The organism is Nonomuraea jabiensis, from assembly GCF_014204795.1.
Lineage (GTDB): Bacteria > Actinomycetota > Actinomycetes > Streptosporangiales > Streptosporangiaceae > Nonomuraea > Nonomuraea jabiensis.
The window spans coordinates 7,003,064-7,026,181 of sequence record NZ_JACHMB010000001.1 but is presented as its reverse complement, the minus strand read 5'-3'; the positions used below and the strand labels follow the sequence as shown (position 1 = coordinate 7,026,181).

The following is a 23,118-nucleotide window of genomic DNA, read 5'->3' as shown; positions in this document are numbered from 1 at the left end:
TCGCGATCGCGCACATCATGAACTGCGCTTCTGCCCGGACGGGCCCAGCCTACGCCGTGCGCCGGTCCCCGCGCTCGCCGTCACCGGCACCACCCGCTCCGGGTCGCGTACGCCGCCCCTGGCCACGTAGCCGCCGATCTGGTGGGGGTGAGGTGTCGAAGGCGGCGACCAGCCGCCCGGGCGCCCGCAGCCGCCACGCGTCCGTCAGCAGCTCGCCCAGCTCCTCGGCGTCCACGGCCCCGAACCGCACCAGCACGGTGGCGGACCCGTCATAGTGCGGCGTCGTGAAGAACGCGCCCGGATCGGCCGCGATCAGCCCCGCCTTCTCCTCCTCGGAGCCCACCGGCAGCACCAGCACGTCGCCCTCCTCCCGCACCCGGGCAAACCACTTGCCGCGGACGTAGAAGGCGGGCGTGCCGTACATGGTCTTCTCGACGGCCTCGGGCAGCGCCAGGGCGAGCCGGCGTACGTCGTCCTCGGTCACCATGCCCACACGATACGCACCGCCGGGCACGCGGAAAGGGGCGCGTCGCGGCTGGTGACGCGCCACTTGTCCGCACGCTCCCTGGCCACACGCTCAGGCTTGCGCGAAGGCGCCCGGCCGTGTGACGGCGCACGGCCCTCGTCTCGGCGAGCCGTGCAGGCAGACGTGGTGTTGTGTGTGTGGAACGTACCTCTTGTTTGGTTGGAACGTACCCCGAACTCAGACTTTTGACGGTGTCTAAAGGGTGAGGCTTGGCTTGAGCTGCTTGAAGCGGGCCAGCAGCCCGTTGACGAACTGCGGCGACTCGTCGGTGGACAGCTCACCCGCCAGGTGCACCCACTCGCTGATCACGACGCCCTCGGGCACGCCGGGCATCCAGAGCAGCTCGTACGTGCCCCCGCGCAGCAGGTTGCGGTCGACGGCGGGCATCCGGTCGAGGGTCCAGCCCTCGGCGTAGGTGGTGATCAGCTCGTCGATGCGCGCGTGATGCCTGGCGACGCCCTCGACGATGGTCGAGGTGTATTCGTTCACCGGGGGCTCCTGCCGCTCCACGCGTTCGGCGAGGATCTTCAGCGGATCCTCGTCGCGCAGCTCGGCCTCGAAGAGGATGTCAAGCGCCCGCCGGCGTGCTTTGCCGCGTGCCGACACCTCAGGCCCGGCCGAGGTATTCGCCGCTGCGGGTGTCGACCTTGACCTTCTCGCCGGTGGTGATGAACAGCGGCACCTTGATCTCGGCGCCGGTCTCCAGCGTGGCGGGCTTGGTGCCGCCCGTGGAGCGGTCGCCCTGCAGGCCGGGCTCGGTGTTGGCGATGGTCAGCTCGACCGCGGCGGGCAGGTCGACGTAGAGGGCCGAGCCCTCGTTGAACGCGACCGTGGCCAGAGTGTTCTCCAGCATGTAGTTGGCGGCGGTGCCGACGGTGCCGCTGGGCACGGTGACCATGTCGTAGGTCTCGGTGTCCATGAACACGAAGTCCTCGCCGTCCTTGTACGAGTACTGCATCTCGCGCTTGTCGACGTTGGCCACGTCGACCTTCACGCCGGCGTTGAAGGTCTTGTCGACGACCTTTCCGGAGAGGACGTTCTTGAGCTTGGTGCGCACGAACGCGCCGCCCTTGCCCGGCTTGACGTGCTGGAACTCGACCACGGCCCAGAGCTCACCGCCCTCGAGCTTCAGCACCATGCCGTTCTTGAGGTCGTTGGTCGTCGCCACTCGTTCTTCTCCCGCGTGCGGCCGCTCTAAAGGACGAGCAGCTCCTTGGTCGTCTTCGTGAAAAGTTCCGGCCCGCCCTCACGTGTCACCAGGGTGTCCTCGATGCGAACCCCGCCCCGGCCCGGGAGATAGACCCCGGGCTCGACGGTGATCGGAACTCGATCCTCTAGTCTACCGGTCCGCGAAGGACCGAGGAACGGCTCCTCGTGGATCTCCAGACCGACTCCGTGTCCCAGGCCGTGCCGGAAGCGGCTCCCGTACCCCGCGTCCTCGATGACGGTACGGGCCGCCGCGTCCACCTCCCTGGCCCCCGCGCCCGGCGCGAGCGCGTGCCTGCCGGCCCGCTGCGCCTCGGCGACCAGGTCGTAGATCTCCCGCTGCCAGTCCGTCGGCGGGCCCAGGCAGACCGTCCTGGTCATGTCGGCGTGGTAGCCCTGGTAGCGGGCGCCGAAGTCGACGGTGACCAGGTCGCCGGTACGCAGCCGCCTGCCGGAGGGGGCGTGGTGCGGGATCGCGCCGTTCTCGCCGGCGGCCACGATCGTGTCGAACGCGGGCTTGTCGGCGCCCAGCTCGGTCATGCGGTTGTCGAGGAGGCGGGCGAGGTCGCGCTCGGTGATCCCCGGGACGATTTTCCCTGAAATATCGGCAAACGCCTGGTCGGTGATCTCGCAGGCCGTACGGAGGAGCTCCAGCTCGCCGTCGTCCTTGACCGCCCGCAGCAGCTCCACCACCGGCTCCAGCGGCACCAGCCCCTCGCCCAGGCGCCGGTACGTGGCCACGCTCATCCACGCCGCCTCGATCCCGGCCCCCGGCTCCACCAGCGCGCTCTCCACGTCGTACGCCTCGACCGACGGCACGTCCAGCGTGCGGGCCACCTCGATGTAGCGGTTGTCGGTCGCCAGCAGCGCCGTGCCGTCGGCCCTGACCAGGACGGCGGCGTTGGAGCTGACCAGCCCGGTGAGGTAGCGCACGTTCACGGGAGAGGTGACGAGCAGGGCGGGCACCTCACGGGCGGGCAGCAACGCGGCGAGGCGCGCCCGGCGTGCCACGTAGTCGACGCTCATGGCGCCAATGTACGTGTTCCGCCCCTGGCGTCACTATCACCCGCCACCCGGCCGGACTCGCCTGGAGCTCCTAGTCGTCGGGCAGCCGCCAGTCGTCCAGGACCTGCGCCGCCGGCCCGGCGCCCATGCCGCCCTTCTCCTGCGCCCGCCTCAGGTCGTGGTAGACGCCGGCGACCTGGTCGATCCCCGCGTCGATGCGGCCCTCCGCGAACTTCCTGGCCGCCTTCCTGATCTTGTCACGCGCCTTGTCCGCGACCTTGGGGTCGATCGTGCCCATGGCCTGCTGGGCCATCAGCGCCTTGTCGAACTCCGACAGCCACTTGCCCCAGCCGCCCGGCGGGATCGCCTCGCCCAGGGTGGCCTTGGGCTGGACCGTCTCCCGCAGCGAGGTCGGGCCCAGGGTGTTGACCAGGCCGGGCGTCGAGTCGGGCGTGGACTCCTCGGTGGGGAGGGTGGCCACGCTCGGCAGGATGGTCGGGTCGGCGGTCGGTTCTGCGGTCGGTTCTGCGGTCGGCGTGGAGGCGGTCAGCGGCTCCTCCTTCCGCGCGCCCGCCCACATCACCATGACGACGGTCACCACCGCGATGACCACCACGGCGGCGCCGAGCTGGAGGATGAGCTTGCGGTTCGGCCCGGGGGCGGGCTCGAGGTCGCCGGCCTGGTAGATGGCGGTGTCGCCGGCCCTCGGAGGCCCGCCGTGCCCGGGGACCTGGAAGACCTCGGTCGCCCCGTCGCCCCTGGCCGTCCCACCCCCGAATGTCCCGGCCCCGGACGTCCCGACCCCGGACGTCCCGGCCCCGGACGTGCCACCCGGCCCGCCGGGCGGCACGCCGCCGTCTCGGAGGGAAACGCCCGTCACGGGCATGGCCGCCCCAGGGAGTGGCTGCACGGGGGCAGCCTGCCCGGGCCCGGGCGGCACGGGTGGCGCGGCGGCGGGCGGCGCGGCGGCGGGCGGTGCGGCGGGCGGTGCGGCGGCGGGCGGTGCGGCCGGGTTGGCGCGCGGCCGCGCGATGGCGGCCAGCGCCCGCCGGATCGCCTCACCGCTGCCGGGCCGCTGCGCGGGATCCTCGGCGATCATGGCCAGCACGAGCCGGTCCAGCTCGGCCGGCACCTCGGCCCGCGACACGCTCGGCGGAGCGGGCACCCCCCGCCCCGAAACGCCGCCGGAGCCGTCCTGCGCCTCGTCGCCGAAGGGCGGCCGGCCGCACAGGAGCTCGTAGCAGACGCACCCCAGCGCGTACAGGTCCCCGGCGGCCGCGGCCTCCTGCCCGGCCGCCCGCTCGGGCGCCACGTACCGCGGGTCCGCCGGCACCCGGTCGTCCATCCCGAACCCGACGACCTTGAGCACCCCGCTCCCGGCCAGCCGGAAGCTGTGCGGGGCGACGTGCCCGTGCACGACCCCGGCCCGGTGCGCGGCGTCGAGCCCGGCCGCGGCCTGCCCGACGAGGTCGCACACCTCGACGATCGGCAGGGGGCCGCGCGTGGCCAGCTCCTCGCCCAGGCTGGGGCCGGTGAGGAACTCCATCACCAGGAACGGCGCCCCGTCATGGTCGCCGACGTCCAGCACCATGGCCACGTTCGGATGGATGACCCGGGCCACGGCCTGGGCGTGCTGCCTGAGCACCTCCCGGGTCGCGCCCCCGGCCACCCGGGCGCCGAGCACCTTCACGGCCACGACCCAGTCGGCCCGCGTGTCGTACCCTCGCCACACCTCACCCATCGGCCCGCTGCTGATGCGCTCGTCAAGCCGATACCGGTCAGCGACCACGGACGGCGTCGCGTCGGACATATCCCCGCCAATTACTCGAACATCAGGATTTCCGACCACCATAGGGCCCCGCGGACCCTGCCGCCCCATCATCGCGCCGGGCGGCCCGCCGCTCGTACGCGACGGGCCGCCCGGCGGCGAGGTCAGGCCGCCGCGGGCTGCGGCACGCGCCCCACCGGCGCGGCGGCGTCCAGCGGCTGCGGCGCCGCGTTGAAGACGGCCTCGTCCAGGCGGCCCTCGGAGCGCGCCACCAGGACGGGGACGACGAGCTGCCCCGCGACGTTCGTGGCGGTGCGGATCATGTCGAGGATCGGGTCGATGGCCAGCAGCAGGCCGACGCCCTCAAGGGGCAGCCCCAGCGTGCTGAGCGTGAGCGTCAGCATGACGGTCGCGCCGGTCAGGCCCGCCGTGGCGGCCGAGCCGACCACCGACACGAACGCGATCAGCAGGTAGTCGCCGAACCCGAGGGGCACCCCGAACACCTGGGCGACGAAGATCGCGGCCAGCGCCGGGTAGACCGAGGCGCACCCGTCCATCTTGGTGGTGGCGCCGAACGGCACCGCGAAGGAGGCGTAGTCGCGGTCCACGCCGTTGCGCTCGACGGTGACCCGCTGCGTCAGCGGCAGCGTGCCGACGGACGAGCGGGAGACGAAGGCCAGCTCGATCGCGGGCCACGCGTTGCGGAAGAACTGGACGGGGTTGACCTTGCCCCACACGGCCAGCACCGTCGGGTAGACGGCCAGCAGCACGATGAAGCAGCCGATGTACACCCCGGCGCTGAACTTGGCCAGCGGCGCCAGCAGGTCCCACCCGTACGTGGAGACGGCCTTGCCGATCAGGCCCGCGGTGCCGATGGGGGCCAGGCGCAGGACCCACCACAGCGCCTTCTGGACCAGCTCCAGGACGGAGCGGCCGAGGTTCAGGAACGGCTCGGCCTTCTCGCCGACCGCCAGGGCCGCCGCGCCGAGCACGACACCCAGGAAGACGATCTGGAGGACCTTCACCTCGGTGAAGGCGGTGACGATGTTGGTGGGCACGATGCCGGTGACGAAGTCGAGCCAGGTGCCCGCGCCCTCGAGGTCCACGGCCTTGGCGGCGGCGGTGTCGAGGGTGACGCCCTGGCCGGGGTTGATGAGCAGGCCGAGCCCGATCGCCAGCGCCACCGAGACGAACGCGGTGACGAGGAACCACAGCAGCGTCTTGGACGCGAGCCTGGCGGCGCCGTTGACGTTGCGCAGGTTGGCCACGCTCACCAGCACGGCGGTGAAGACCAGGGGCGGCACGGCGAGCTTGAGCAACTGGACGAAGATCTGCCCGATCCGGGTCAGCGTCTCGGCCAGCCAGGCCACGTCCCAGATCTTGGCGACGAAGCCCAGCGCGACGCCGGCCGCGAGACCGGCCAGCAGTTGCAGGGAGAAGGAGAATCTCTTCATGGGTGGGGGAAGCTCCCGAGGAAGGGCATGCCGGACCGCCACGCGGGCGGGCATGCCAGGTGAGGATTGGGGGATCGAGGCGGAGCGGTCAGCGACAGAGCGATCCGCGCAACCGGCACAGATCGATGTGCAGCCGCTCGACGAGCCACACGAACACCAGGGTGAACCTCACGAGCTCCCACAACACCCGTGAAAACGGGCGTATTCCCTAAAAGGTGTGACTCACCCCACAAGGTCCTTAATCATCTCAATCAACCGCACCCGCTCCTCGTGCGTCCTGCCGAGCGGCGCCACGTTCAGCGTGGTCACCCCGGACTCCTTCATCGCCTGGACGCGGTCGCGCACGAACCCCTCGCTGCCGATCAGCGACATGCTCTCCAGCAGCTCGCCGGGCACCAGGGCGGCCGCCTCGTCCTTCTTGCCCTCCAGGTAGAGGTCCTGGATCTGCTCGGCCTCCTTCTCGTAGCCATAGCGCCTGGCCAGGTCGTTGTAGAAGTTGCGGCCCTTGGCGCCCATGCCGCCGATGTACAGGGCCGCCGTCGGCCGCCCGAACTCCAGCAGCCCGGCCACGTCGTCGCCGACCGCCAGGGCCGCCTGCGCGATCACGTCCAGCTCGCCCAGCTCGGGGTCGCGTTTCGCCTTGCCCGCGGCCAGCGACGGGCCCCACACGTCGGCGGCCTTCTCGGGCACGTAGAAGATCGGCTCCCAGCCCTCGGCCAGCTCGGCGGCGAGCTCGACGTTCTTGGGCCCGATGGCGGCGATCACGATCGGGATGCGGGGCCGTACCGGGTGGTTGATGAGCTTCAGCGGCTTGCCCAGGCCCGTGCCCCGCTCGGGCGGGAGCGGCAGCGTGTAGTGCTTGCCCTCGTGCACCAGGCGCTCGCGCCGCCACACCTGGCGGCAGATCTCGATGACCTCCCTGGTACGCCCCAGCGGCGCCGTGTACGGCACCCCGTGGAAGCCCTCGATCACCTGCGGCCCCGACGCGCCGAGGCCGAGCGTGAAGCGCCCGTCGGAGACGTAGTCCAGGCCCGCGGCCGTCATGGCCAGCAGCGCCGGCGTGCGGGAGTAGATCGGCAGGATGCCGGAGGCGATCTCCAGCCGTTCGGTCCTGGCCGCGATGTACCCCATCTGGCTGACGGCGTCGAAGCTGTAGGCCTCGGCGACGAACACGATGTCGAGCCCGGCCTTCTCGTAGTCCGCCAGCTCGGCCACCGTCTCCTTGAAGCCGCCCGAGTAGTTGAGTGCCATACCGATGCGCATGCCGGGCTCCCGATGAAACCGAATGATATTCCGTTGCGACGCGGACAGGCTATCGCGTCGGCGTGGCGGGCAGGGAGCCACTAGCCTGGATCAGGTGCTGAGTCGGCTGGTCGTCATCGTGTCCGCCGTGGTCGCCGTGGCCATGGCCGGACACCGGCTGATTCCTGCGCTCGGCGGGTTCACGCCGGTGATGGAGAGCCTGCTGCCCTGGCTGGGGTGGACCGTCCCGCTGCTGCTCCTGGCCGCCGCGCTGGCACGTTCCGGGACGGCCGCGATCGCGGCGCTGGTGCCCGGGGTGGTGTGGGCCGCGATGTTCGGCTCCACGCTGCTGCGCACCCCGCCGGGCGGCCCGAGCGACCTGGCCGTCGGCACGGTCAACGTGGGCGTGACCAACAACGCCTCGGGCGAGGCCGTCCGCATCATCGCCAAGGACCTCGACCTGCTGGCCGCCCAGGAGCTGACCAGCGGCGGGCCCGCGGCCAAGCAGCTCAACAAGATGTTCAAGTACCACTATCCGGTCAGCACGGTCGGCCTGTGGAGCCGCTACCCGATCAGCGAGACCAAGCCGCTCGACGTCGGCCTGGGCTGGCCGCGGGCGCTGCGGGCGGTGGTCGCCACCCCCAAGGGCAAGGTGACCGTCTACGTCATGCACCTGGCCTCGGCCCGCCCCGGGGAGACCGCCTCGCGCGACGAGTCCCTCGCGCACGCGCGCAAGCTCATCGACGCCGACCCGAGCAAGCGCATCCTGCTGCTCGGCGACCTCAACACCGCCACCACCGACCGGGGCATGCGGGGGCTGACCCCGCCGCTGAGCGACGCGCAGACCGTGGCGGGCGACGGGTTCGGGTTCACCTGGCCGTCCGAGTTCCCGATCACCCGGCCCGACCACATCCTGTTCAAGGGCATGACGGCGACCAAGGCGGGCGTCGCCCCCGCGACCGGCAGCGACCACCGCGCCGCCATCGCCTCACTGCGCCTCTAGGTGGGGCTCCAGCAGCCGCAGGTCCTGGGGCGTGTCGATGTCGGCCGGGTCCCCGTGCTCGTCGCACGGCACCTCGGTGACCAGTTCGGGGTGCGCCTTCATGAACGGCCGCGCCCCCACGTCCCCCACGGCCAGCTCCGCCACCTCGGCGAAGTGCTCGCGGGCGATCAGGACCGGGTTCCTGCGCCTGCCCTCGTAGGTGGCGACCGCCAGCCCGGCGCCCGAGGCGATCAGCGCCCGTACCGCGCCGGGGCCGATGAACGGCTGGTCGACCAGCGCGATCACCACGGACCCGGCCTCCTGCGGCAGCGCGGCGAGCCCGACCCGCAGGGACGAGCCCATGCCCGAGGCCCAGTCCGGGTTGCGCACGGTCACCGCGCCGCGCACCTGCACGGTGGCCGCGCCGAGCACGACCACGACGGGGTGGCAGCCGCCCTCCTCCAGCAGCCGCACGCCGCGGTCGACCAGGCGCTCGCCCGCGTACTCGACCAGCGCCTTGGGCGTGCCCAGCCGGGCGCCCTCCCCCGCGGCCAGCAGCAGCCCGGCCACCTTCGCGCTCTTCATGAACCCTCGTGCGGGGTCTCGTGGTGGATGCGACCCTCGGTGCTGGACAGCGGGCGGCCCGAGCCGCCCCAGCGGAGCTGGATCAGCTCGGCGGCGATCGACACGGCCGTCTCCTCGGGGGTGCGCGCGCCGAGATCGAGCCCGATGGGCGAGCGCAGCCCGGCCAGCTCGGCGTCGGTGAGCCCGGCCTCGCGCAGCCGGGCGAGGCGGTCCTCATGGGTGCGGCGCGAGCCCATGGCGCCCACGTACCCGGCCCCGGTGCGCAGGGCCACCTCCAGCAGCGGCACGTCGAACTTGGGGTCGTGGGTGAGCACGCAGATCACCGTGCGCTCGTCCACCTGGACGGAGGACAGGTAGTCGTGGGGCCACTTGACCACGACCTCGTCGGCGTCGGGGAAGCGCTTGGCGGTGGCGAAGATCGGGCGGGCGTCACAGACCGTGACGTGGTAGCCGAGGAACTTGCCCACCCTGGCCACCGCCGCCGCGAAGTCGATCGCCCCGAACACCAGCATGCGCGGCGGCGGCGCGAACGACTGCACGAACACCGCCAGGTCGTCAAGGCGCCGCTCCCCCTCGCCGCCGTAGTGCCTGATGCCGGTCAGGCCCTGGGCGAGCATGCCGCGGGCGTCGTCGTCCACGGCCTCGTCGAGCCGGTCGAGCCCGAGCGTGCCGGACGAGCGGTCCGGCCAGATCACCCGGCGGGCGCCGACCCGCCCGGGGCCGGAGACGATGGTGGCGACGGCCACCGGCTCGTGCGCGTCCACAGACATCGCGATCTCCCCCAGCTCGGGGAAGGTCTCGATCGAGATCGGCTCCACGAGGATGTCGATGATGCCGCCGCAGGTGAGCCCGACCGCGAACGCGTCATCGTCGCTCACGCCGTACCGCTGCAGGACGGCCTCGTCGACCTCGGCGGCCAGCTCGAACACCGCGCCCTCGACGCACCCGCCGGACACGCTGCCGACCACCTCGTCGCCGCGCACCGCCATGGCCGCGCCCGGCGGCCTGGGCGCGCTGCTGAACGTGCTCACCACCGTCGCCAGCCCGAACTTGAGCCCCGACCTCCACCACCTCATGATCTCCGGCAGCACGTCACGCATGGGCCAGCCTTTCGCTGAGTCGTTCGTAGGCGGCCAGGCTGTGCCCGGCCACCAGGTCGTCCACGTACGGCAGGGCGGCCCGCATGCCGCCCGTGAGAGGCTGGTAGTCCTCGTACCCCTTGTGCGGGTTGACCCAGATCACCCGGTGCGCCTGCCTGGCCAGCCGGGCCATCTGCGCCCCCAGCAGAGCGGGGTCGCCGCGCTCCCACCCGTCCGACGCGATCACGGCGATCGCCCCGCGCGCGCTGTAGCGGGACAGGTACTCCTTGAGCTCGTCGCCCAGCCGGGTCCCGCCGCTCCAGTCGGGGATGGCCTTGGAGACCTCGTTCAGGGCGGTGCCGGGGTCGCGGTGGCGCAGCTCGGCGGTGATGGGGGTGAGCCTGGTGCCGACCGAGTAGACCCTGGTGGCCCGGGGCTCGCTCCTGACCAGCGCCTGGGCGAAGCGCAGCAGGGTCTCGGCGTACGGGGCCATCGAGCCGCTGACGTCCACGAACAGGACGACGGTACGCGGCCGGGTGGTGTGCCTCTTGTGCCGGAGCCGGGCGACGTCGCCCTTCCTGAGCGCGTCGCGGATGGTGCGGCGCGGGTCGAGCACGCCCCGGTGGGCGCCCTCGTAGCGGCGCGAGCGCCGCGGCTCGCGGCCGCACCTCAGCATGGCCAGCATCCGGTGCACCTCGGCCCGCTCGGCCTCGGTCAGCCTGGCCACGTCGCGGTGCCGCAGCACCTCGGCCCGGCTCGCCGTCGCGGGCGCCGCCGTCTCCTCGTCGCCGCCGTCCGCCCCGCCGTGCGTCTCGGCCGCCAGGTGCCTGGTGACGCTGGTCGTGCTCGTACGGGCGACGCCCGCCCGCTGTCCGCCGAAGTACGCGGCGAAGCACCGGTCGTAGCGGGGCAGGTCGTCGGGCGTGGCGCAGAGCGTGAGCCGCCCGGCCCAGTAGACCTCGCCGGAGTCGGCCACGTCGAGGTGGTCGAGCGCCCTCAGCAGGTTCTGCGTCCGCTCGTGATCGGCGGCGACCCCGGCCGCCCGCAGCGTCCTGGCGAACGCGGTCACCGTGGCGACCAGCTCATCCATGGGGCAGCAGCCCGTTGCCGAGCACGTTCGAGACGTCCTCCCGGTATTTCAGGGCCGCCCCCAGGGTGGCCGCGGCCAGGGCGGGATCGAGCTCCTTGGCCCCCAGCGTCAGCAGCGCCTCGGTCCAGTCGAGCGTCTCGGCCACGCCCGGCGGTTTGACCAGGTCCGCCTGCCGCAGCCGCTCGGCCGCCCGCGCCACCTGCACGGCCAGCGTCTCGGTGCAGTCGGGCAGCCGGCGCAGCAGGATGGCGACCTCGCGGTCGAAGCTGGGGTGTTCGAGCCAGTGGTAGAGGCAGCGCCGCTTGAGCGCGTCGTGCACCTCGCGGGTCCTGTTGGAGGTGACCACGACCACCGGTGGCGTGGTGGCCTTGACGGTGCCGAGCTCGGGGATGGAGATCGTGAAGTCGGAGAGCACTTCGAGCAGGAACGCCTCGAACTCGTCGTCGGCGCGGTCGATCTCGTCCACGAGCAGCACGCTCGGCTGCGTCTTGATGGCCTTGAGCAGGGGCCGCGCGATCAGGAACCGCCGGTCGTAGATCTCCCCCTCCAGCCGGCCCACGTCGGTGACGCCCGCGGCCTCCGCGGCTTTCAGGTGGAGCAGCTGGCGCGCGAAGTCCCAGTCGTACAGGGCCTGGGCGGCGTCCAGCCCCTCGTAGCACTGGAGCCTGATGAGCGGCGCCTTGAGCAGCGTCGCCAGCGTCTTGGCGAGCTCGGTCTTGCCGACCCCCGCCTCTCCTTCGAGGAAGAGCGGCCGGCCCATCCGCAGCGCCAGGAAGGCCGCCGTGGCCAGCCCTTCGTCGGCCAGGTAGGCGTGCCGGTCGAGGAGCTCGATGAGCTTGGCAGGCGACTCGATGTCCATTGCCCTGATTGTCCGCCGCAGCACTCCTTCAGGCTACGTCGACACCCGGTCCGGCGACATTCACTCGCCGGCGGCTACTTCTCGCGGGCCTCGCCACGCTCCCGGACCAGGGCCTCCAGCTCGGCGGTGGCCCGGGCGGCGCGGGCCTTCTCCGAGCCCTGGATGCCCATGGCCCCGATGGTGTGCCCGTCGGAGGTGTCGATCTTCGGCCACGGGTCGCCCACCAGCAGCGTGACCTCCAGGATCTCCGGCCACGAGTAGCGATGGGTGCGGGCGGCGTTGACGATGGTGACCCCCTCGTCGTCCGCCTCCACCCGCACCCGCCCCAGCAGGTGCAGCACGAACGCCACCGCGCACCCGAACGCCACGATCGCCAGCCGGTCGGGCAGCTTGAACGGCTCGGCGATGAAGACAGCCATGATCACCGACCCGAGCACGATCACGGCGGCGGAGCTGTAGGCGACGATCCGCGGTTTGCGGGGACGCCAGGTGACGGGCAGGGGCGGTGGAGTGATCGGCTCGGGCACGAAGGAAACCTACCGCAGGCTAGTGGAGGTCCCGCAGGAGGAGGGCGGTCTCGAGCGCGGCGATGGCCGACTCGTATCCCTTGTCCTCCTTGCTGCCCGGCAGGCCCGACCGGTCGAGGGCCTGGTCCAGGGTCTCGCAGGTGAGGACGCCGTTGCCGACGGGCGTCTCCTCGTCCAGCGAGATCCGGGTCAGGCCCGTGGTCACCGAGTCGCAGACGTAGTCGAAATGGGCGGTCTCGCCCTTGATGACCGCGCCCAGCGCCACCACCGCGTCGCAGCGGCGGGCCAGCGCCTGGGCGACCACCGGGATCTCCAGCGAGCCCGGCACCCGCACCACGGTCGCCGTGGCGCCGCTGTCGTCGCAGGCCTGCAGGGCCCGCGCCACCAGCTGATCGGTGATCTTGGCGTGCCAGCTGGCCGCCACCACCCCCACGCTCAGCCCCGAGGCGTCGGGCGCCGCGACACCCGGCCTGCCTTCCCCGCTCATGCGGCCTCCTCCGTCGGCCGCATGAGCGGCACCCAGCTGTGTCTGATTGGTCGCTCGCTACGCTCGCTCACGATGCCTCCGAGATGTGATGGCCGAGGCGGTCGCGCTTGGCCGTGAGGTAACGCTCGTTGTGCGGGTTCATGGCCACGGGCAGGGACTCGCGGCCGAGGACCTTGATGCCGTACCCGTCCATGCCCTTGAGCTTGGCCGGGTTGTTGGTGAGCAGCCGCACCGACCTGACGCCGAGGTCGGCCAGGATCTGCCCCGCGTTGGAGAACTCCCGCGCGTCCACCGGCAGCCCCAGCTCCACGTTGGCGTCGACGGTGTCGCTGCCGTTGTCCTGCAGGTTGTACGCCTTGAGCTTGGCCAGCAGGCCGATGCCCCGGCCCTCGTGGCCACGCAGGTAGACGATCACGCCGCGGCCCTCCTGGGCGATGGCCGACATGGCGTTGGCGAGCTGCACCCCGCAGTCACAGCGCAGCGAGCCGAACACGTCGCCGGTCAGGCACTCGGAGTGGGCCCGGACCAGGATGTTCTCGCCGTCGGACAGGTCACCGAAGACGAGCGCGACGTGCTCGCCGCCGTCGAGCGCGCTGGCGTAGCCGTAGACCCGCCACATCCCGTACGCGTTCGGCAGCCGCGTCTCGGCCACCCGCGTGACCATGCTCTCCGCCCGGCGGCGGTAGTCGACGAGCTGCTCGATGGAGACCAGCGCCAGGTCGTACTCGTCGGCGAAGCGGCGCAGCTCGGGCAGCCTGGCCATGGTGCCGTCGTCGTTGACCACCTCGGCCAGCGCGCCCGCGGCCGACAGCCCGGCGAGCCGGGCCAGGTCCACCGCCGCCTCGGTGTGGCCGCGCCTGGCCAGCACGCCGCCCTCGCGGTAGCGCAGCGGGAAGATGTGCCCGGGGCGCACCAGCTCGTTGGGCTCGGTGGCGGAGTCGGCGAGCGTGCGGATGGTCCGGGCCCGGTCGGCCGCGGAGATGCCCGTGGTGACGCCGTCGCGGGCGTCCACGGTGATCGTGTACGCCGTGCGCATGCGCTCCTTGTTGTGCACCACCATGAGGGGCAGCCCGAGCCGGTCGAGCTCCTTGCCCTCCATGGCCACGCAGATCATCCCGCTGGTGTGCCTGATCGTGAACGTGCACAGGTCGGCCGTGGCCTTGGCCGCGGCGAAGATGAGGTCGCCCTCGTTCTCCCTGCTCTCGTCGTCGACCACGACGACGGGCCGGCCGTTGCGGATGTCGTCGATGGCCCGCTCGATGGGGTCCAGCTTGATGTCGCTCATCGCGCCACCGCCACGTCGACCTCGGCCGCCCGGTATTCACGCAGCCACTTCACGAACCCGATCACCACCAGCACGAAGAAGATCCCGTACACCCACCCGGAGACCACCAGCCCCGAGCTGAACGCCAGCGGCACGCCCACCAGGTCGACGGCCACCCACACGATCCAGAAGTCCACCAGCGCCCTGCCCTGCGCCCAGGTGGCCATCGCGCTGCCGACGAAGATGTAGGCGTCGGCGGCCACCAGGAAGGCGCCCTTCGGCAGCGGCACGTGCGCGCCCCACGACAGGCCGGTGACGAAGAACAGCACGCCTACCAGGGCCGTGCCCAGCAGCATCACGCCGATCAGCAGCGACCGCTCCCACCACGCGGCGGGGCGGACGCGCAGCTGCCTGCCGTCCTGCGTGCCGCGCCGCCACGCCCACCAGCCGTAGACCGCCAGGCCCGCGAACAGGGCCTGCTTGAGCGCGTTCCCGGTGATGTGCGCGTTGATCGAGGCGACGAACAGCAGCACCGAACCGGCGAACTGCACCGGCCAGGTCCACATCGACTTGCGCATGGCGAGCAGGACCGTCGACAGGGCGGCGATGTTGCCGATCAGGTCCGTCCAGAGCACATGAGTGCCGAATACATCGAATCCGGCGTCGGCCCAGTTCACTGCCTGACCACCAGCCTTTCCACATACTTCGCGATCACGTCGACCTCGATGTTCACGATGTCGCCCACCTGGCGCTCGCCCATGGTCGTGAGCTTGAGCGTGGTGGGGATGAGGCTCACACCGAAGCTGTCGTCGTCAACCGTGGTCACCGTCAGGCTGATTCCGTCGATCGCGATCGAGCCCTTCTCCGCCACGTACGGGCTCAGTGCCCCGGGGAGCGAGAACCGCACGTCGTCCCAGCTCTCGCCGGGTTCCCTGGACAGCAGCACGGCGGTGCCGTCCACGTGGCCCTGCACGATGTGGCCGCCGAGGCGCTGATCGGCGCGTACGGCGCGCTCCAGGTTCACGGGGGAGCCCTGCGCGAGCCCGCCGAGGGAGCTGCGGTCGAGCGACTCCCTCATCACGTCCACGGTGAACACGTCGTCCTCGACCTCGACGACGGTGAGGCACACGCCGTTGACCGCGATCGAGTCGCCGTGCTTGGCGTCGGAGGTGACGACCGGGCCGCGCACCGACAGCACGGCCCCGCCGCCCGCCTGGTCGATGGCCACCACTTCGCCCTTTTCCTCAATGATTCCGGTGAACATCACTGCTCCCTGCCTGGTTGAGTGGCGGGCCGGGCGATCAACCGCACATCCGGCCCTATGGGGGAAATTTCGTCAAAAGTCAGGCGATGCATCTCGCCGATCGTCCCCACCCCGGCCGCGCCGAGCGCGGCCCGCCCGGAGCCGAGCAACGCGGGGGCCAGGTACGCGACCACGCGGTCCACCAGGCCCCGCCGGAGGAACTCCCCGGCCAGCGTGGGACCGCCCTCCAGGAACACGCTGACCACCTCGCGGGCGGCCAGCTCTCTGAGGAGGGCTTCGAGATCGAGGCCGCGGCCGTGGCGGGGGAGGCGGAGGAGGTCGGCCTTGAGCCCGGTGCCGGTGTCCTCGGCTATGGCGACGAGCGTGGGGGCGCTGTCGTCGAGCACCCGGGCGTCCTGCGGCGTCCTGCCCCGCGTGTCAACCACGACCCGCAACGGCCGCCACCCACCCACTCCCCGCCCATCACCCACACCCGACCGACCCACGCCACTGCCGTCCGCGCTCCTGTCGCCCACCCCTTCGCCGGGCCGCGCCGCCGGTGCGGGGGTCACCCAGCCGACGCGCGCCTCCGAGCCGCGGCGGACACCCGCGCCCGCCACCTCGCCGCCCTGGCCACCATCGCCGGGAGCGGTCGCACCGTCGCCAGGGCCCGCATCGCCTCCCGCTCTCCGCTCCGTGCCGGCGCCCTGACGCCCCTCCGCACCACCGGCGGCACCCCCAGCGGGACGCGCCACCACAGCGGACGAGGCCGCGCCGACGGGCTCGGCACCGGTAACGGGCGGCGACGACGCAGGCCCCGCCAAAGCGGGACCGGCCGACGCAGGACCCGCCGACGCAGGACCGACCGACGCGGGACCCGCCGAGGCGATGTCGCTTGTGGGGCCGGGGCGGGCCGTGAGGTGGGGGTTGTCGGCGAGGACCGTGCCGATGCCGGCGACGATCGCGTCCGCGGCGGCCCGCAGCCGATGCACGTCCGCCCTGGCCGCCGCAGAGGTGATCCACTGGCTGGTCCCGTCCTCGGCCGCCGACCGCCCGTCGAGCGTGGCCGCGAACTTCCAGGTCACGTGCGAACGCCCGAGCCGCGCGTACGTCAGCCACTCCTCGTTGACCCGCTCCGCCTCGGCGCCCAGCACCCCGGACGTCACCGAGATCCCGTGCGCCCGCAGCCGCGCCGCGCCGCCGGCCGCCTTGGGGTTGGGGTCCGGCACCGCGATCACCACCCGCGCGACCCCCGCCGCCAGCAGCGCCAGGCTGCACGGCCCCGTCCGGCCGGTGTGGTCGCAGGGCTCAAGGGTCACGTACGCGGTCCCGCCCCGCGCCCGCTCCCCCGCCTGCGCCAGCGCCACGACCTCGGCGTGCGGCCCGCCCGCGTACGCGTGGAAGCCCTCGCCCGCCACCCGGCCCTCGGCGTCGAGCACGACGCAGCCCACGACGGGGTTGGGGCTGGTGGTGCCGTGTCCGTGCCCGGCCAGTTCGACGGCGCGCGCCATGTGCGCGGCGTCCTGCGCGGGAATCTCCACCCCGGGGTACTCCTACTCGCCAGTAGCTCCAAGCCACGGCGGGCCCCGGGGGATTTCGGCCCTGATCCTGGTGTGCATCAGGGCAGGCGCCCGGCTGGGACACCGGACACCTCGCGCGCTTCCTCCCATCCGGACTTTAACCGTCGGTCCCGGAATTTCACCGGGTCAACCGGCCGATGGCATCGGCCGGGTCGCGGACTTTTACCGCCGGTTCGGAATTACACCGACCCCGGAGCACGCTAGCTCTCTTGGCTACCAGTGTGCCATGCCCGAAATGCCGTACGCGACCGCCCCCGCGAATTTGACCAAGCGCTAGGTCAAGCGGCCATGAGCCGGCGCGCCCGCCGGGCGGCGGGGCTGTACAGGACGTCCCCCGGGACCAGCCCGATCCCGGTCTGCAGGGTGCGCAGCGTCGCCGTGGCCCACAGGTCGCCGACCGGCGTGGCGGGCAGCCCGTACAGCCGTCTGGCCCAGCGCGGCAGCGTCGCGAACGACAGCAGCGTCAGCGCGGGCAGCGCGGGCCTGAGGGGGGTCAGCCTGCGCGGGAGCGGGGCGTTCAGCGACAGGCGCAGCGGGTGGGCCGCCTCGGGGACGAACCGCAGCCCCGGCCGCGCGGCGTCGATGTAGTCGCGCAGCTCGGCCACCGACCCCGGAACCTCCTCCGCCTTCAGCCCCACCACCTCGGCCGCCCGCCGCCACTCCGCGACGAACGCGTCGGCCTCGGCGTCCGTCAGCCGCACCCCGGCCCGCCGGGCGACCGACAGGTAGGAGTCGACCTCGCCGACGTGGACCCAGCGCAGGGCGTCCGGCTCGTCCAGGTGGAAGGTGGTGCCGGTGTCGGGGTCGTAGGCGGTCAGGCTGGCGTGGATCTTGCGCACGCGCCGTCCTGCCCGTTCGACCTCGGCGTCGGTCCCGTACGTGCGCACGCGTACGAACTCGGTGGTCCGCACGAACCGCGACCAGGCCTCATGGGGATCCATGAGCGAGGAGTTCTGCAGCACGCCGCGCATCGCGCGAGGATGCAGGCCCTGCATCAGCAGCGCCCGGATGCCGCCCACCAGCAGGATCGGCTCGCCCATCACCCGCCACGTCACCGAGCGGGGCCCGAAGATCCCATGGTCGCCCATAAGTGAATGGTTACCCAGGCGATGGGTGATTCATGCGCTTTTGAGGCTGGCGGCGGCCCGGAGCGCGTCAACGGCGGCACCCGGGTCGGAGGCGCCGTAGACGGCGCTGCCCGCCACGAACACGTCGGCGCCCGCCTCCGCGCACCGCTCGATCGTGCCCGCGTCGACTCCCCCGTCGACCTGCAGCCAGACCCGCCCGCCGTGCCGCTCGATCAGCTGCCGCGCCCGCCGGACCTTGGGCAGCACCCCGTCGAGGAACTTCTGCCCGCCGAAGCCCGGCTCCACGGTCATCAGCAGCAGCATGTCGACCTCGGTCAGCAGGTCTTCGTACGGCTCGACGGGCGTGGCCGGGTTGAGCGCGAGACCGGCCCTGGCGCCGAGCGAGCGGATCTCGCGCAGCGTCCTGATCGGGCCTTTGGCCGCCTCGGCGTGGATGGTCACGCTGCCCGCCCCCGCCTCCGCGTACTGCGGCGCCCAGCGGTCGGGGTCGTCGATCATGAGGTGGCAGTCGAGCGGCGTCGAGGTCGCCTTGCGCAACGCCTCGACCACGGGCAACCCGATGGTGAGGTTGGGCACGAAGTGGTAGTCCATGACGTCGACGTGCAGCCAGTCGGCATTGGGCACGGCGGCGGCCTCGTCGGCGAGCCGGGCGAAGTCGGCGGCGAGGATGCTGGGCGAGATCTGTACGGCCATGATGGCGCCAAGTCTAGTGAACGGCCCGCGCCCGGCTCCCACCAGTCCGGCGGGCCGATCGGATCACGCCTGGGGACGCTTGCGGAGCAGGGCCAGGAACATGGCGTCGGTGCCGTGCCGGTGCGGCCAGAACTGGGCGTGCGGGCCGTCGCCCAGGCCGTCGGCCTCGGGCAGGTAGGCGCGGGCGTCGAGCTGCTCGACGTCGCTCCGGCGCGCCACCACGTCCCCGACCACGACCCGGGTCTCGGCCAGGTGCGGGGAGCACGTGACGTACGCGACGACGCCGCCGGGACGTACGGCGTCCAGCGCGGTGCCGAGCAGCCGCCGCTGCAGCTTGCCCAGCTCGGCGATCCCGTGCGGATCCCGCCGCCAGCGCGCCTCGGGCCGCCGCCGCAGCGCCCCCAGACCGGTGCAGGGGGCGTCGAGCATCACCCGGTCGAACACCCCGGGCCGCCACGCGGGCTCGAGGCCGTCCGCCGTGAGCACGGCCGCGTCCCTGGTCGTCTGCCAGACCAGCCGCGCCCGATGCTGCTGCACGTCGGCCGCCACCAGCCGCGCGCCCCCGGGGAAGGCCACCGGGCCGGGGGCCGGGGCGCGTTCGCCGGCCTCCTCGCTCAGCCCCGCGAGGTCGCCGTGGGTGGCGATGGCGTCGAGCAGGCCCGCCTTGCCGCCGGGGCCCGCGCACATGTCGAGCCACAGCTCGTCCCCGTCCCCCTCCAGGGGAACGCGGGTCAGCGCGAGCGCCACCAGCTGGCTGGCCTCGTCCTGGACGGCGGCGCGGGTCTCGGCCACCGCCTCGATCTGGCCGGGATCGCCCTCGCGCAGATAGGCCGCGTACGGCGAATAACGGGCGGGGAGGGCGCCCACGGCCTCGAGCTCCTCCACCGAGCTGCGCCCCGGCCGCGCCACCAGCGTCACCAGGGGGCGGGCGTTGTCGGCGTCGAGCAGGTCGGGCATCTCGTCGGGCCCGCCGAGCGCGTCGCGGAAGGCGGAGACGATCCAGCGGGGGTGGCCGTAGGCGATCGCCAGATGGCCGACCGGGTCGTCGGCCGGGTCGGGCGCGATGATGGGCACCCACTCCTCGAGCGTCCTGGAGCCGATCTTGCGGAGCACCGCGTTGACGAACTTGGCCGCTCCCGCGCCGATGCGCAGGCGTACGAGATCGACGGTGGTGCCGACGGCCGCGTGCGGCGGGACGCGCATGCGCAGCAGCTGGTGCGCGCCCAGCCGCAGCGCGTCGCGCACGTCCGGGTCGGGCACGCGGTCGCTGCACATCTCGATGACGGCGTCGTAGGTGCCGAGCCCGCGCAGCGTCCCGTAGGCGAGCTCGGTCGCCAGCGCGGCGTCGCGCCCCTTGATCCCGCGATCGCGCAGGAGCCGTGGCAGCAGCAGGTTGGCGTACGCGTCGCGCTCGTCTACCGCGCGCACGACGTCGAAGGCCGCGTTGCGGGCGTGGTCGCGCGTCGGCCTCGGCGGCCTGCGCGTACGGCTCCCGCCGCCCCCGCCGCCCTGGTCCCCCCTCGTCCTCATCCCCTCAGACTTTCCCTCACGCCGCGCGCCGGCCCCCCGGGTCACTTGAAGATCTCTTTGCCCTCTGGGCGAACCCCGCGGGCCCACTCCACGGCCCCCATGACCCGCTTGCCCTGCGGCTGCACCTCACCCAGCTCCACCGCGTCGGTGGCCGTCCCGACCAGCACCCTGGCCTTGGAGACGGCGATCTCGCCCGCGGGCAGCCGCTCGCCGGGCACGATCCGCACGGGCCCCACCTTCACCCGCTGCCCCCGGAACTCGCTCCACGCCCCGGGAGCCGGGGTGCAGGCCCGGATCCGGCGGTCGACGTGCATGGCGGGCTTGGTCCAGTCGATCCGGGCGTCGACCACAGTGATCTTGGGAGCGATGGTCACGCCGTCGGCGGGCTGCGGCCGGGCCTCCAGGGTGCCGTCCTCGACGCCGTCGAGGGTGGCGGCCAGCAGCTCCGCCCCCGACACCGACAGCCGCTCCAGCAGCGATCCGCTCGTGTCGTCGGTGCGGATCGCCTCGGTCACCACGCCGTAGACGGGGCCGGCGTCCAGCTCCTTGACGATCTGGAACGTCGTGGCCCCGCCGATCTCGTCGCCGTGCAGGATCGAGTGCTGCACGGGAGCGGCCCCGCGCCAGGCGGGCAGGATCGAGAAGTGCAGGTTGATCCACCCGTGCCGGGGGATGTCCAGCGCCGACTGCGGCAGCAGGGCCCCGTACGCGACCACCGGGCAGCAGTCGGGCTCCAGCGCGCGCAGCCGGTCGAGGAACTCCGGGTCGCCGGCCTTGGCCGGGCGGAGCACCTCGATGCCCGCCTCCTCCGCGAGCTCGGCCACCGGCGAGGGGTGGACCTTGCGCCCGCGCCCGGACTGGGCGTCGGGGCGGGTGACGACCGCGACGACCTCGTGGCGCGGCGAGTCGATCAGGGTGCGCAGCGACGGCAGCGCCGTCTCCGGCGTGCCCGCGAAGACCAGACGCATGCTCTCAGAGCGCCCTTCCGCCGGTGGCGTGCGGCGAGACCTTGATCACAGGGGCGGACAGGCCGCTCCACTCGGCCTCGCGCACGGCCTTCATGGCCAGCTTGCGCTGCTTGGGGTCCATGCGGTCGATGAACAGGATGCCGTCGAGGTGGTCGGTCTCGTGCTGGAAGCAGCGGGCCATCAGGTCGGTGCCCTCCAGCGTGACCGGCTCGCCGTGCATGTTGAAGCCCTTGGCGACGGCGCGGATGGCGCGCGGCGTCGGGTAGGACAGGCCGGGGAAGGACAGGCAGCCCTCCTCGCCCTCCTCGTCCAGCTCGGCGGACAGGTCGAGGTCGGGGTTGATCAGGTGGCCGAGCTGCTCGTCCACGTAGTAGGTGAACACCCGCAGCCCGACCCCGATCTGCGGGGCCGCCAGGCCGGCGCCCGGCGCGTCCATCATCGTGTCGGTGAGGTCTTTGACCAGCTTGCGGAGCTCCTTGTCGAAGTCGACGACCGGGGCCGCCGGGGTGCGCAGCACCGGGTCTCCGAACAGCCGGATCGACTGGATCGCCAAGGGGGTCACTCCGTTTCTCGTCTGTGGATCAGCCCAGTTTAGTGCTCTCCAGGGAGCGCGCCTTCATCGCCGCCTTGCGCGCCGCCTTGACCACGGCCTGGTCGTCGTGGGCGGAGGCGAGCATGTCGAGCACGGCGATCGTGTCGGGGTGGTCCACCGCGGTCATCTCGCCGACCAGCTTGATCAGGTCCTCGCCCGGCTCGGGCGTGTCGAGCCGGCCCGCGGCCGGACCCGACAGGTGCATGAGGGCCGCCAGGGAGTCGACCGCGATCCAGGTGTGGTCCTCGGGGCTGAGCGTGGGCGCCTCGAGGTCACGGATGTGCAGCCAGGAGGCGGCGTAGCGGCGCATCAGCGGATGGCCGAGCGCCTCCCTGACGGGCCCCTCGGCCTCCGGGCCCAGCTCCTCGAGGATGGCGCCGACCGCGCCGCGCTGCCCCGCCGTACCGGACGCGGCGATCTCGATCAGGTCGCGGGCCGCGGACTCCGGATCGCGGCGCTCCAGCCACCCGGCGACGGCGCTCTGCGTGGCCGAACCCTTGACCAGCGCCGCCACCAGCTCGGCCGCCGACAGGTCGGCGAACACCTCGACCTCGGCCGTCGTCGGCGCGTCGTGGCCCTCGCGCAGCAGGTCGCGGCGGATGGCCCAGACGCCGAGCGGGGTGAGCGCGGTGCGCCCGGCCGCGGTCTGCTCGACGAGCCCGCAGTACGTCAGCAGCGACAGCGCCTCCAGCAGCTCCGCGGGCAGCGCGGCGGCCAGCCGGCGCATCTCGGCCGCGCCGGGCGCGCAGGCGACCTCGTGGGACTGGAGGATGCCCCTGGCGAGGTTGGCGGTCGCGACGCCGGAGCGCACGGAGTAGATCGTGGCGAGCATCTCGGCCAGGTGGCCGTCGACCACGGCGGAGCCCGTCAGGCCCTCGTCGGCGCGGTCGAGCACGTCCATGACCACGCCGTCCCAGAACTCCAGCGTGGCCTCCACCGTGAGCTGCATCGACAGCGGCCCCCGCGCGGCGCGGCCGCCGAGGATCTGCAGCAGCCCGGTGTTGACGGCGACGATCCAGACCAGGCGCAGCCGGGCGGCGGACAGGCCGAGCTCCCGGGCCGCGGCCTCGGCGTCCGCCTCGCTCAGGTGCCCCGCCGGGGTGACCTGGCGGGTGCCCGTCCACGTGGTGAGCCTGATGGCGTCGGCGACGAGCGGCACCCCGGGCACCGCCGCGGCCAGCTCGGCCTCGGGCGCGAGCAGGACCGGCGGGAACGTCAGCGCTTCGTGCTCCACGGGAGTCTCCTCAGGAGGCCGTGGGGGCACGGCGGCCTGCTCATCGATCAGCTTGCGCAGCTCGGCGAGGTCGAAGACGTTGTTTGCCACCCACGAAACTTACTGCACAGGAGTCA

Annotated in this window: 24 protein-coding genes and 1 riboswitch; of the genes, 1 reads left to right on the top strand and 23 read right to left on the bottom strand. The window is 72.7% G+C overall.

The window, feature by feature from the left end; genetic code table 11:
* Positions 1 to 49: 49 nt before the first annotated feature.
* The 7 genes from HD596_RS32170 to HD596_RS32140 all read right to left on the bottom strand — a co-directional run bounded on the left by HD596_RS32170 (position 50) and on the right by HD596_RS32140 (position 7,222).
* A complete protein-coding gene (locus HD596_RS32170; protein ID WP_185073001.1) occupies positions 50 to 487 on the bottom strand; it encodes an MmcQ/YjbR family DNA-binding protein in 438 nt (145 codons plus the stop codon).
* A 234-nt stretch (positions 488 to 721) separates the two neighbouring features.
* Positions 722 to 1,132, bottom strand: coding sequence for a transcription antitermination factor NusB (nusB, locus tag HD596_RS32165; protein WP_185073000.1), 411 nt, complete (start codon positions 1,130 to 1,132; stop codon positions 722 to 724).
* A 1-nt stretch (position 1,133) separates the two neighbouring features.
* Positions 1,134 to 1,694, bottom strand: coding sequence for an elongation factor P (gene efp, locus HD596_RS32160; protein WP_185072999.1), 561 nt, complete (start codon positions 1,692 to 1,694; stop codon positions 1,134 to 1,136).
* A 26-nt stretch (positions 1,695 to 1,720) separates the two neighbouring features.
* Positions 1,721 to 2,758: a M24 family metallopeptidase gene (locus HD596_RS32155; protein ID WP_185072998.1), complete on the bottom strand. Its 1,038-nt coding sequence runs from the start codon at positions 2,756 to 2,758 to the stop codon at positions 1,721 to 1,723.
* A 70-nt stretch (positions 2,759 to 2,828) separates the two neighbouring features.
* Entirely contained in the window at positions 2,829 to 4,547 is a 1,719-nt protein-coding gene (locus HD596_RS32150) for a serine/threonine-protein kinase (protein ID WP_185072997.1), read from the bottom strand.
* A 122-nt stretch (positions 4,548 to 4,669) separates the two neighbouring features.
* Positions 4,670 to 5,959, bottom strand: a complete 1,290-nt coding sequence (locus HD596_RS32145; RefSeq protein ID WP_185072996.1) for a dicarboxylate/amino acid:cation symporter — start codon at positions 5,957 to 5,959, stop codon at positions 4,670 to 4,672.
* A gap of 222 nt (positions 5,960 to 6,181) precedes the next feature.
* Positions 6,182 to 7,222, bottom strand: a complete 1,041-nt coding sequence (locus HD596_RS32140) for an LLM class F420-dependent oxidoreductase (RefSeq protein ID WP_185072995.1) — start codon at positions 7,220 to 7,222, stop codon at positions 6,182 to 6,184.
* A 94-nt stretch (positions 7,223 to 7,316) separates the two neighbouring features.
* On the opposite strand from HD596_RS32140, the gene HD596_RS32135 reads away from it, so the two are divergent.
* Positions 7,317 to 8,204, top strand: coding sequence for an endonuclease/exonuclease/phosphatase family protein (locus HD596_RS32135; protein ID WP_313045305.1), 888 nt, complete (start codon positions 7,317 to 7,319; stop codon positions 8,202 to 8,204).
* Here the strand turns inward: HD596_RS32135 and HD596_RS32130 are convergent.
* The 16 genes from HD596_RS32130 to HD596_RS32055 all read right to left on the bottom strand — a co-directional run bounded on the left by HD596_RS32130 (position 8,190) and on the right by HD596_RS32055 (position 23,092).
* Positions 8,190 to 8,768, bottom strand: coding sequence for a nucleotidyltransferase family protein (locus HD596_RS32130; RefSeq protein ID WP_185072993.1), 579 nt, complete (start codon positions 8,766 to 8,768; stop codon positions 8,190 to 8,192). The two genes, HD596_RS32135 and HD596_RS32130, sit on opposite strands and share 15 nt — an antisense overlap.
* Positions 8,765 to 9,868 carry an XdhC family protein gene (locus tag HD596_RS32125; protein WP_185072992.1) on the bottom strand — a complete coding sequence of 368 codons (1,104 nt, stop codon included), beginning with the start codon at positions 9,866 to 9,868 and terminating at the stop codon, positions 8,765 to 8,767. Before HD596_RS32125 ends, HD596_RS32130 begins: the two co-directional genes overlap by 4 nt.
* Entirely contained in the window at positions 9,861 to 10,937 is a 1,077-nt protein-coding gene (locus HD596_RS32120) for a vWA domain-containing protein (protein ID WP_185072991.1), read from the bottom strand. Before HD596_RS32120 ends, HD596_RS32125 begins: the two co-directional genes overlap by 8 nt.
* Entirely contained in the window at positions 10,930 to 11,796 is an 867-nt protein-coding gene (locus HD596_RS32115) for an AAA family ATPase (protein ID WP_185072990.1), read from the bottom strand. The genes HD596_RS32120 and HD596_RS32115 overlap by 8 nt, the downstream gene beginning before the upstream one ends.
* 74 nt (positions 11,797 to 11,870) lie before the next feature.
* Complete coding sequence (locus tag HD596_RS32110; RefSeq protein WP_313045302.1) at positions 11,871 to 12,323, bottom strand: PH domain-containing protein; 453 nt, start codon at positions 12,321 to 12,323, stop codon at positions 11,871 to 11,873.
* A gap of 19 nt (positions 12,324 to 12,342) precedes the next feature.
* Entirely contained in the window at positions 12,343 to 12,810 is a 468-nt protein-coding gene (gene ribH / locus HD596_RS32105; RefSeq protein WP_185072989.1) for a 6,7-dimethyl-8-ribityllumazine synthase, read from the bottom strand.
* 67 nt (positions 12,811 to 12,877) lie between these two features.
* Positions 12,878 to 14,095, bottom strand: coding sequence for a bifunctional 3,4-dihydroxy-2-butanone-4-phosphate synthase/GTP cyclohydrolase II (locus HD596_RS32100; protein ID WP_185072988.1), 1,218 nt, complete (start codon positions 14,093 to 14,095; stop codon positions 12,878 to 12,880).
* A complete protein-coding gene (locus tag HD596_RS32095) occupies positions 14,092 to 14,751 on the bottom strand; it encodes a nicotinamide mononucleotide transporter family protein (RefSeq protein ID WP_185072987.1) in 660 nt (219 codons plus the stop codon). The genes HD596_RS32100 and HD596_RS32095 overlap by 4 nt, the downstream gene beginning before the upstream one ends.
* The gene (locus HD596_RS32090; RefSeq protein WP_185072986.1) at positions 14,748 to 15,338 is read right to left on the bottom strand and encodes a riboflavin synthase; all 591 of its coding nucleotides are present in this window, start codon (positions 15,336 to 15,338) and stop codon (positions 14,748 to 14,750) included. The genes HD596_RS32095 and HD596_RS32090 overlap by 4 nt, the downstream gene beginning before the upstream one ends.
* Positions 15,338 to 16,858: a bifunctional diaminohydroxyphosphoribosylaminopyrimidine deaminase/5-amino-6-(5-phosphoribosylamino)uracil reductase RibD gene (gene ribD / locus HD596_RS65010; protein WP_313045300.1), complete on the bottom strand. Its 1,521-nt coding sequence runs from the start codon at positions 16,856 to 16,858 to the stop codon at positions 15,338 to 15,340. The genes HD596_RS32090 and ribD overlap by 1 nt, the downstream gene beginning before the upstream one ends.
* 111 nt (positions 16,859 to 16,969) lie before the next feature.
* A riboswitch (FMN riboswitch) is annotated at positions 16,970 to 17,100 on the bottom strand.
* 75 nt (positions 17,101 to 17,175) lie between these two features.
* Positions 17,176 to 17,985 carry an oxygenase MpaB family protein gene (locus tag HD596_RS32080; protein WP_185072985.1) on the bottom strand — a complete coding sequence of 270 codons (810 nt, stop codon included), beginning with the start codon at positions 17,983 to 17,985 and terminating at the stop codon, positions 17,176 to 17,178.
* Positions 17,986 to 18,015: 30 nt separating this feature from the next.
* The gene (gene rpe, locus HD596_RS32075) at positions 18,016 to 18,678 is read right to left on the bottom strand and encodes a ribulose-phosphate 3-epimerase (RefSeq protein ID WP_185072984.1); all 663 of its coding nucleotides are present in this window, start codon (positions 18,676 to 18,678) and stop codon (positions 18,016 to 18,018) included.
* A gap of 63 nt (positions 18,679 to 18,741) precedes the next feature.
* Entirely contained in the window at positions 18,742 to 20,208 is a 1,467-nt protein-coding gene (locus tag HD596_RS32070; RefSeq protein ID WP_185072983.1) for an RsmB/NOP family class I SAM-dependent RNA methyltransferase, read from the bottom strand.
* A gap of 41 nt (positions 20,209 to 20,249) precedes the next feature.
* Complete coding sequence (gene fmt / locus HD596_RS32065; RefSeq protein ID WP_185072982.1) at positions 20,250 to 21,176, bottom strand: methionyl-tRNA formyltransferase; 927 nt, start codon at positions 21,174 to 21,176, stop codon at positions 20,250 to 20,252.
* Positions 21,177 to 21,180: 4 nt separating this feature from the next.
* The gene (gene def / locus HD596_RS32060) at positions 21,181 to 21,729 is read right to left on the bottom strand and encodes a peptide deformylase (protein ID WP_185072981.1); all 549 of its coding nucleotides are present in this window, start codon (positions 21,727 to 21,729) and stop codon (positions 21,181 to 21,183) included.
* A 28-nt stretch (positions 21,730 to 21,757) separates the two neighbouring features.
* Entirely contained in the window at positions 21,758 to 23,092 is a 1,335-nt protein-coding gene (locus tag HD596_RS32055; RefSeq protein ID WP_185072980.1) for a hypothetical protein, read from the bottom strand.
* Positions 23,093 to 23,118: the final 26 nt, after the last annotated feature.

What these genes read in the sequence shown, in the direction of transcription:
- HD596_RS32170 (WP_185073001.1), bottom strand. Translation starts at nt 487, where the DNA reads ATGGTGACCGAGGACGACGTACGCCGGCTCGCCCTGGCGCTGCCCGAG.
- HD596_RS32155 (WP_185072998.1), bottom strand. Translation starts at nt 2,758, where the DNA reads ATGAGCGTCGACTACGTGGCACGCCGGGCGCGCCTCGCCGCGTTGCTG.
- HD596_RS32150 (WP_185072997.1), bottom strand. Translation starts at nt 4,547, where the DNA reads ATGTCCGACGCGACGCCGTCCGTGGTCGCTGACCGGTATCGGCTTGAC.
- HD596_RS32145 (WP_185072996.1), bottom strand. Translation starts at nt 5,959, where the DNA reads ATGAAGAGATTCTCCTTCTCCCTGCAACTGCTGGCCGGTCTCGCGGCC.
- HD596_RS32140 (WP_185072995.1), bottom strand. Translation starts at nt 7,222, where the DNA reads ATGCGCATCGGTATGGCACTCAACTACTCGGGCGGCTTCAAGGAGACG.
- HD596_RS32130 (WP_185072993.1), bottom strand. Translation starts at nt 8,768, where the DNA reads ATGAAGAGCGCGAAGGTGGCCGGGCTGCTGCTGGCCGCGGGGGAGGGC.
- HD596_RS32125 (WP_185072992.1), bottom strand. Translation starts at nt 9,868, where the DNA reads ATGCGTGACGTGCTGCCGGAGATCATGAGGTGGTGGAGGTCGGGGCTC.
- HD596_RS32120 (WP_185072991.1), bottom strand. Translation starts at nt 10,937, where the DNA reads ATGGATGAGCTGGTCGCCACGGTGACCGCGTTCGCCAGGACGCTGCGG.
- HD596_RS32115 (WP_185072990.1), bottom strand. Translation starts at nt 11,796, where the DNA reads ATGGACATCGAGTCGCCTGCCAAGCTCATCGAGCTCCTCGACCGGCAC.
- ribH (WP_185072989.1), bottom strand. Translation starts at nt 12,810, where the DNA reads ATGAGCGGGGAAGGCAGGCCGGGTGTCGCGGCGCCCGACGCCTCGGGG.
- HD596_RS32100 (WP_185072988.1), bottom strand. Translation starts at nt 14,095, where the DNA reads ATGAGCGACATCAAGCTGGACCCCATCGAGCGGGCCATCGACGACATC.
- HD596_RS32090 (WP_185072986.1), bottom strand. Translation starts at nt 15,338, where the DNA reads ATGTTCACCGGAATCATTGAGGAAAAGGGCGAAGTGGTGGCCATCGAC.
- HD596_RS32080 (WP_185072985.1), bottom strand. Translation starts at nt 17,985, where the DNA reads ATGGGCGACCATGGGATCTTCGGGCCCCGCTCGGTGACGTGGCGGGTG.
- rpe (WP_185072984.1), bottom strand. Translation starts at nt 18,678, where the DNA reads ATGGCCGTACAGATCTCGCCCAGCATCCTCGCCGCCGACTTCGCCCGG.
- HD596_RS32070 (WP_185072983.1), bottom strand. Translation starts at nt 20,208, where the DNA reads ATGAGGACGAGGGGGGACCAGGGCGGCGGGGGCGGCGGGAGCCGTACG.
- fmt (WP_185072982.1), bottom strand. Translation starts at nt 21,176, where the DNA reads ATGCGTCTGGTCTTCGCGGGCACGCCGGAGACGGCGCTGCCGTCGCTG.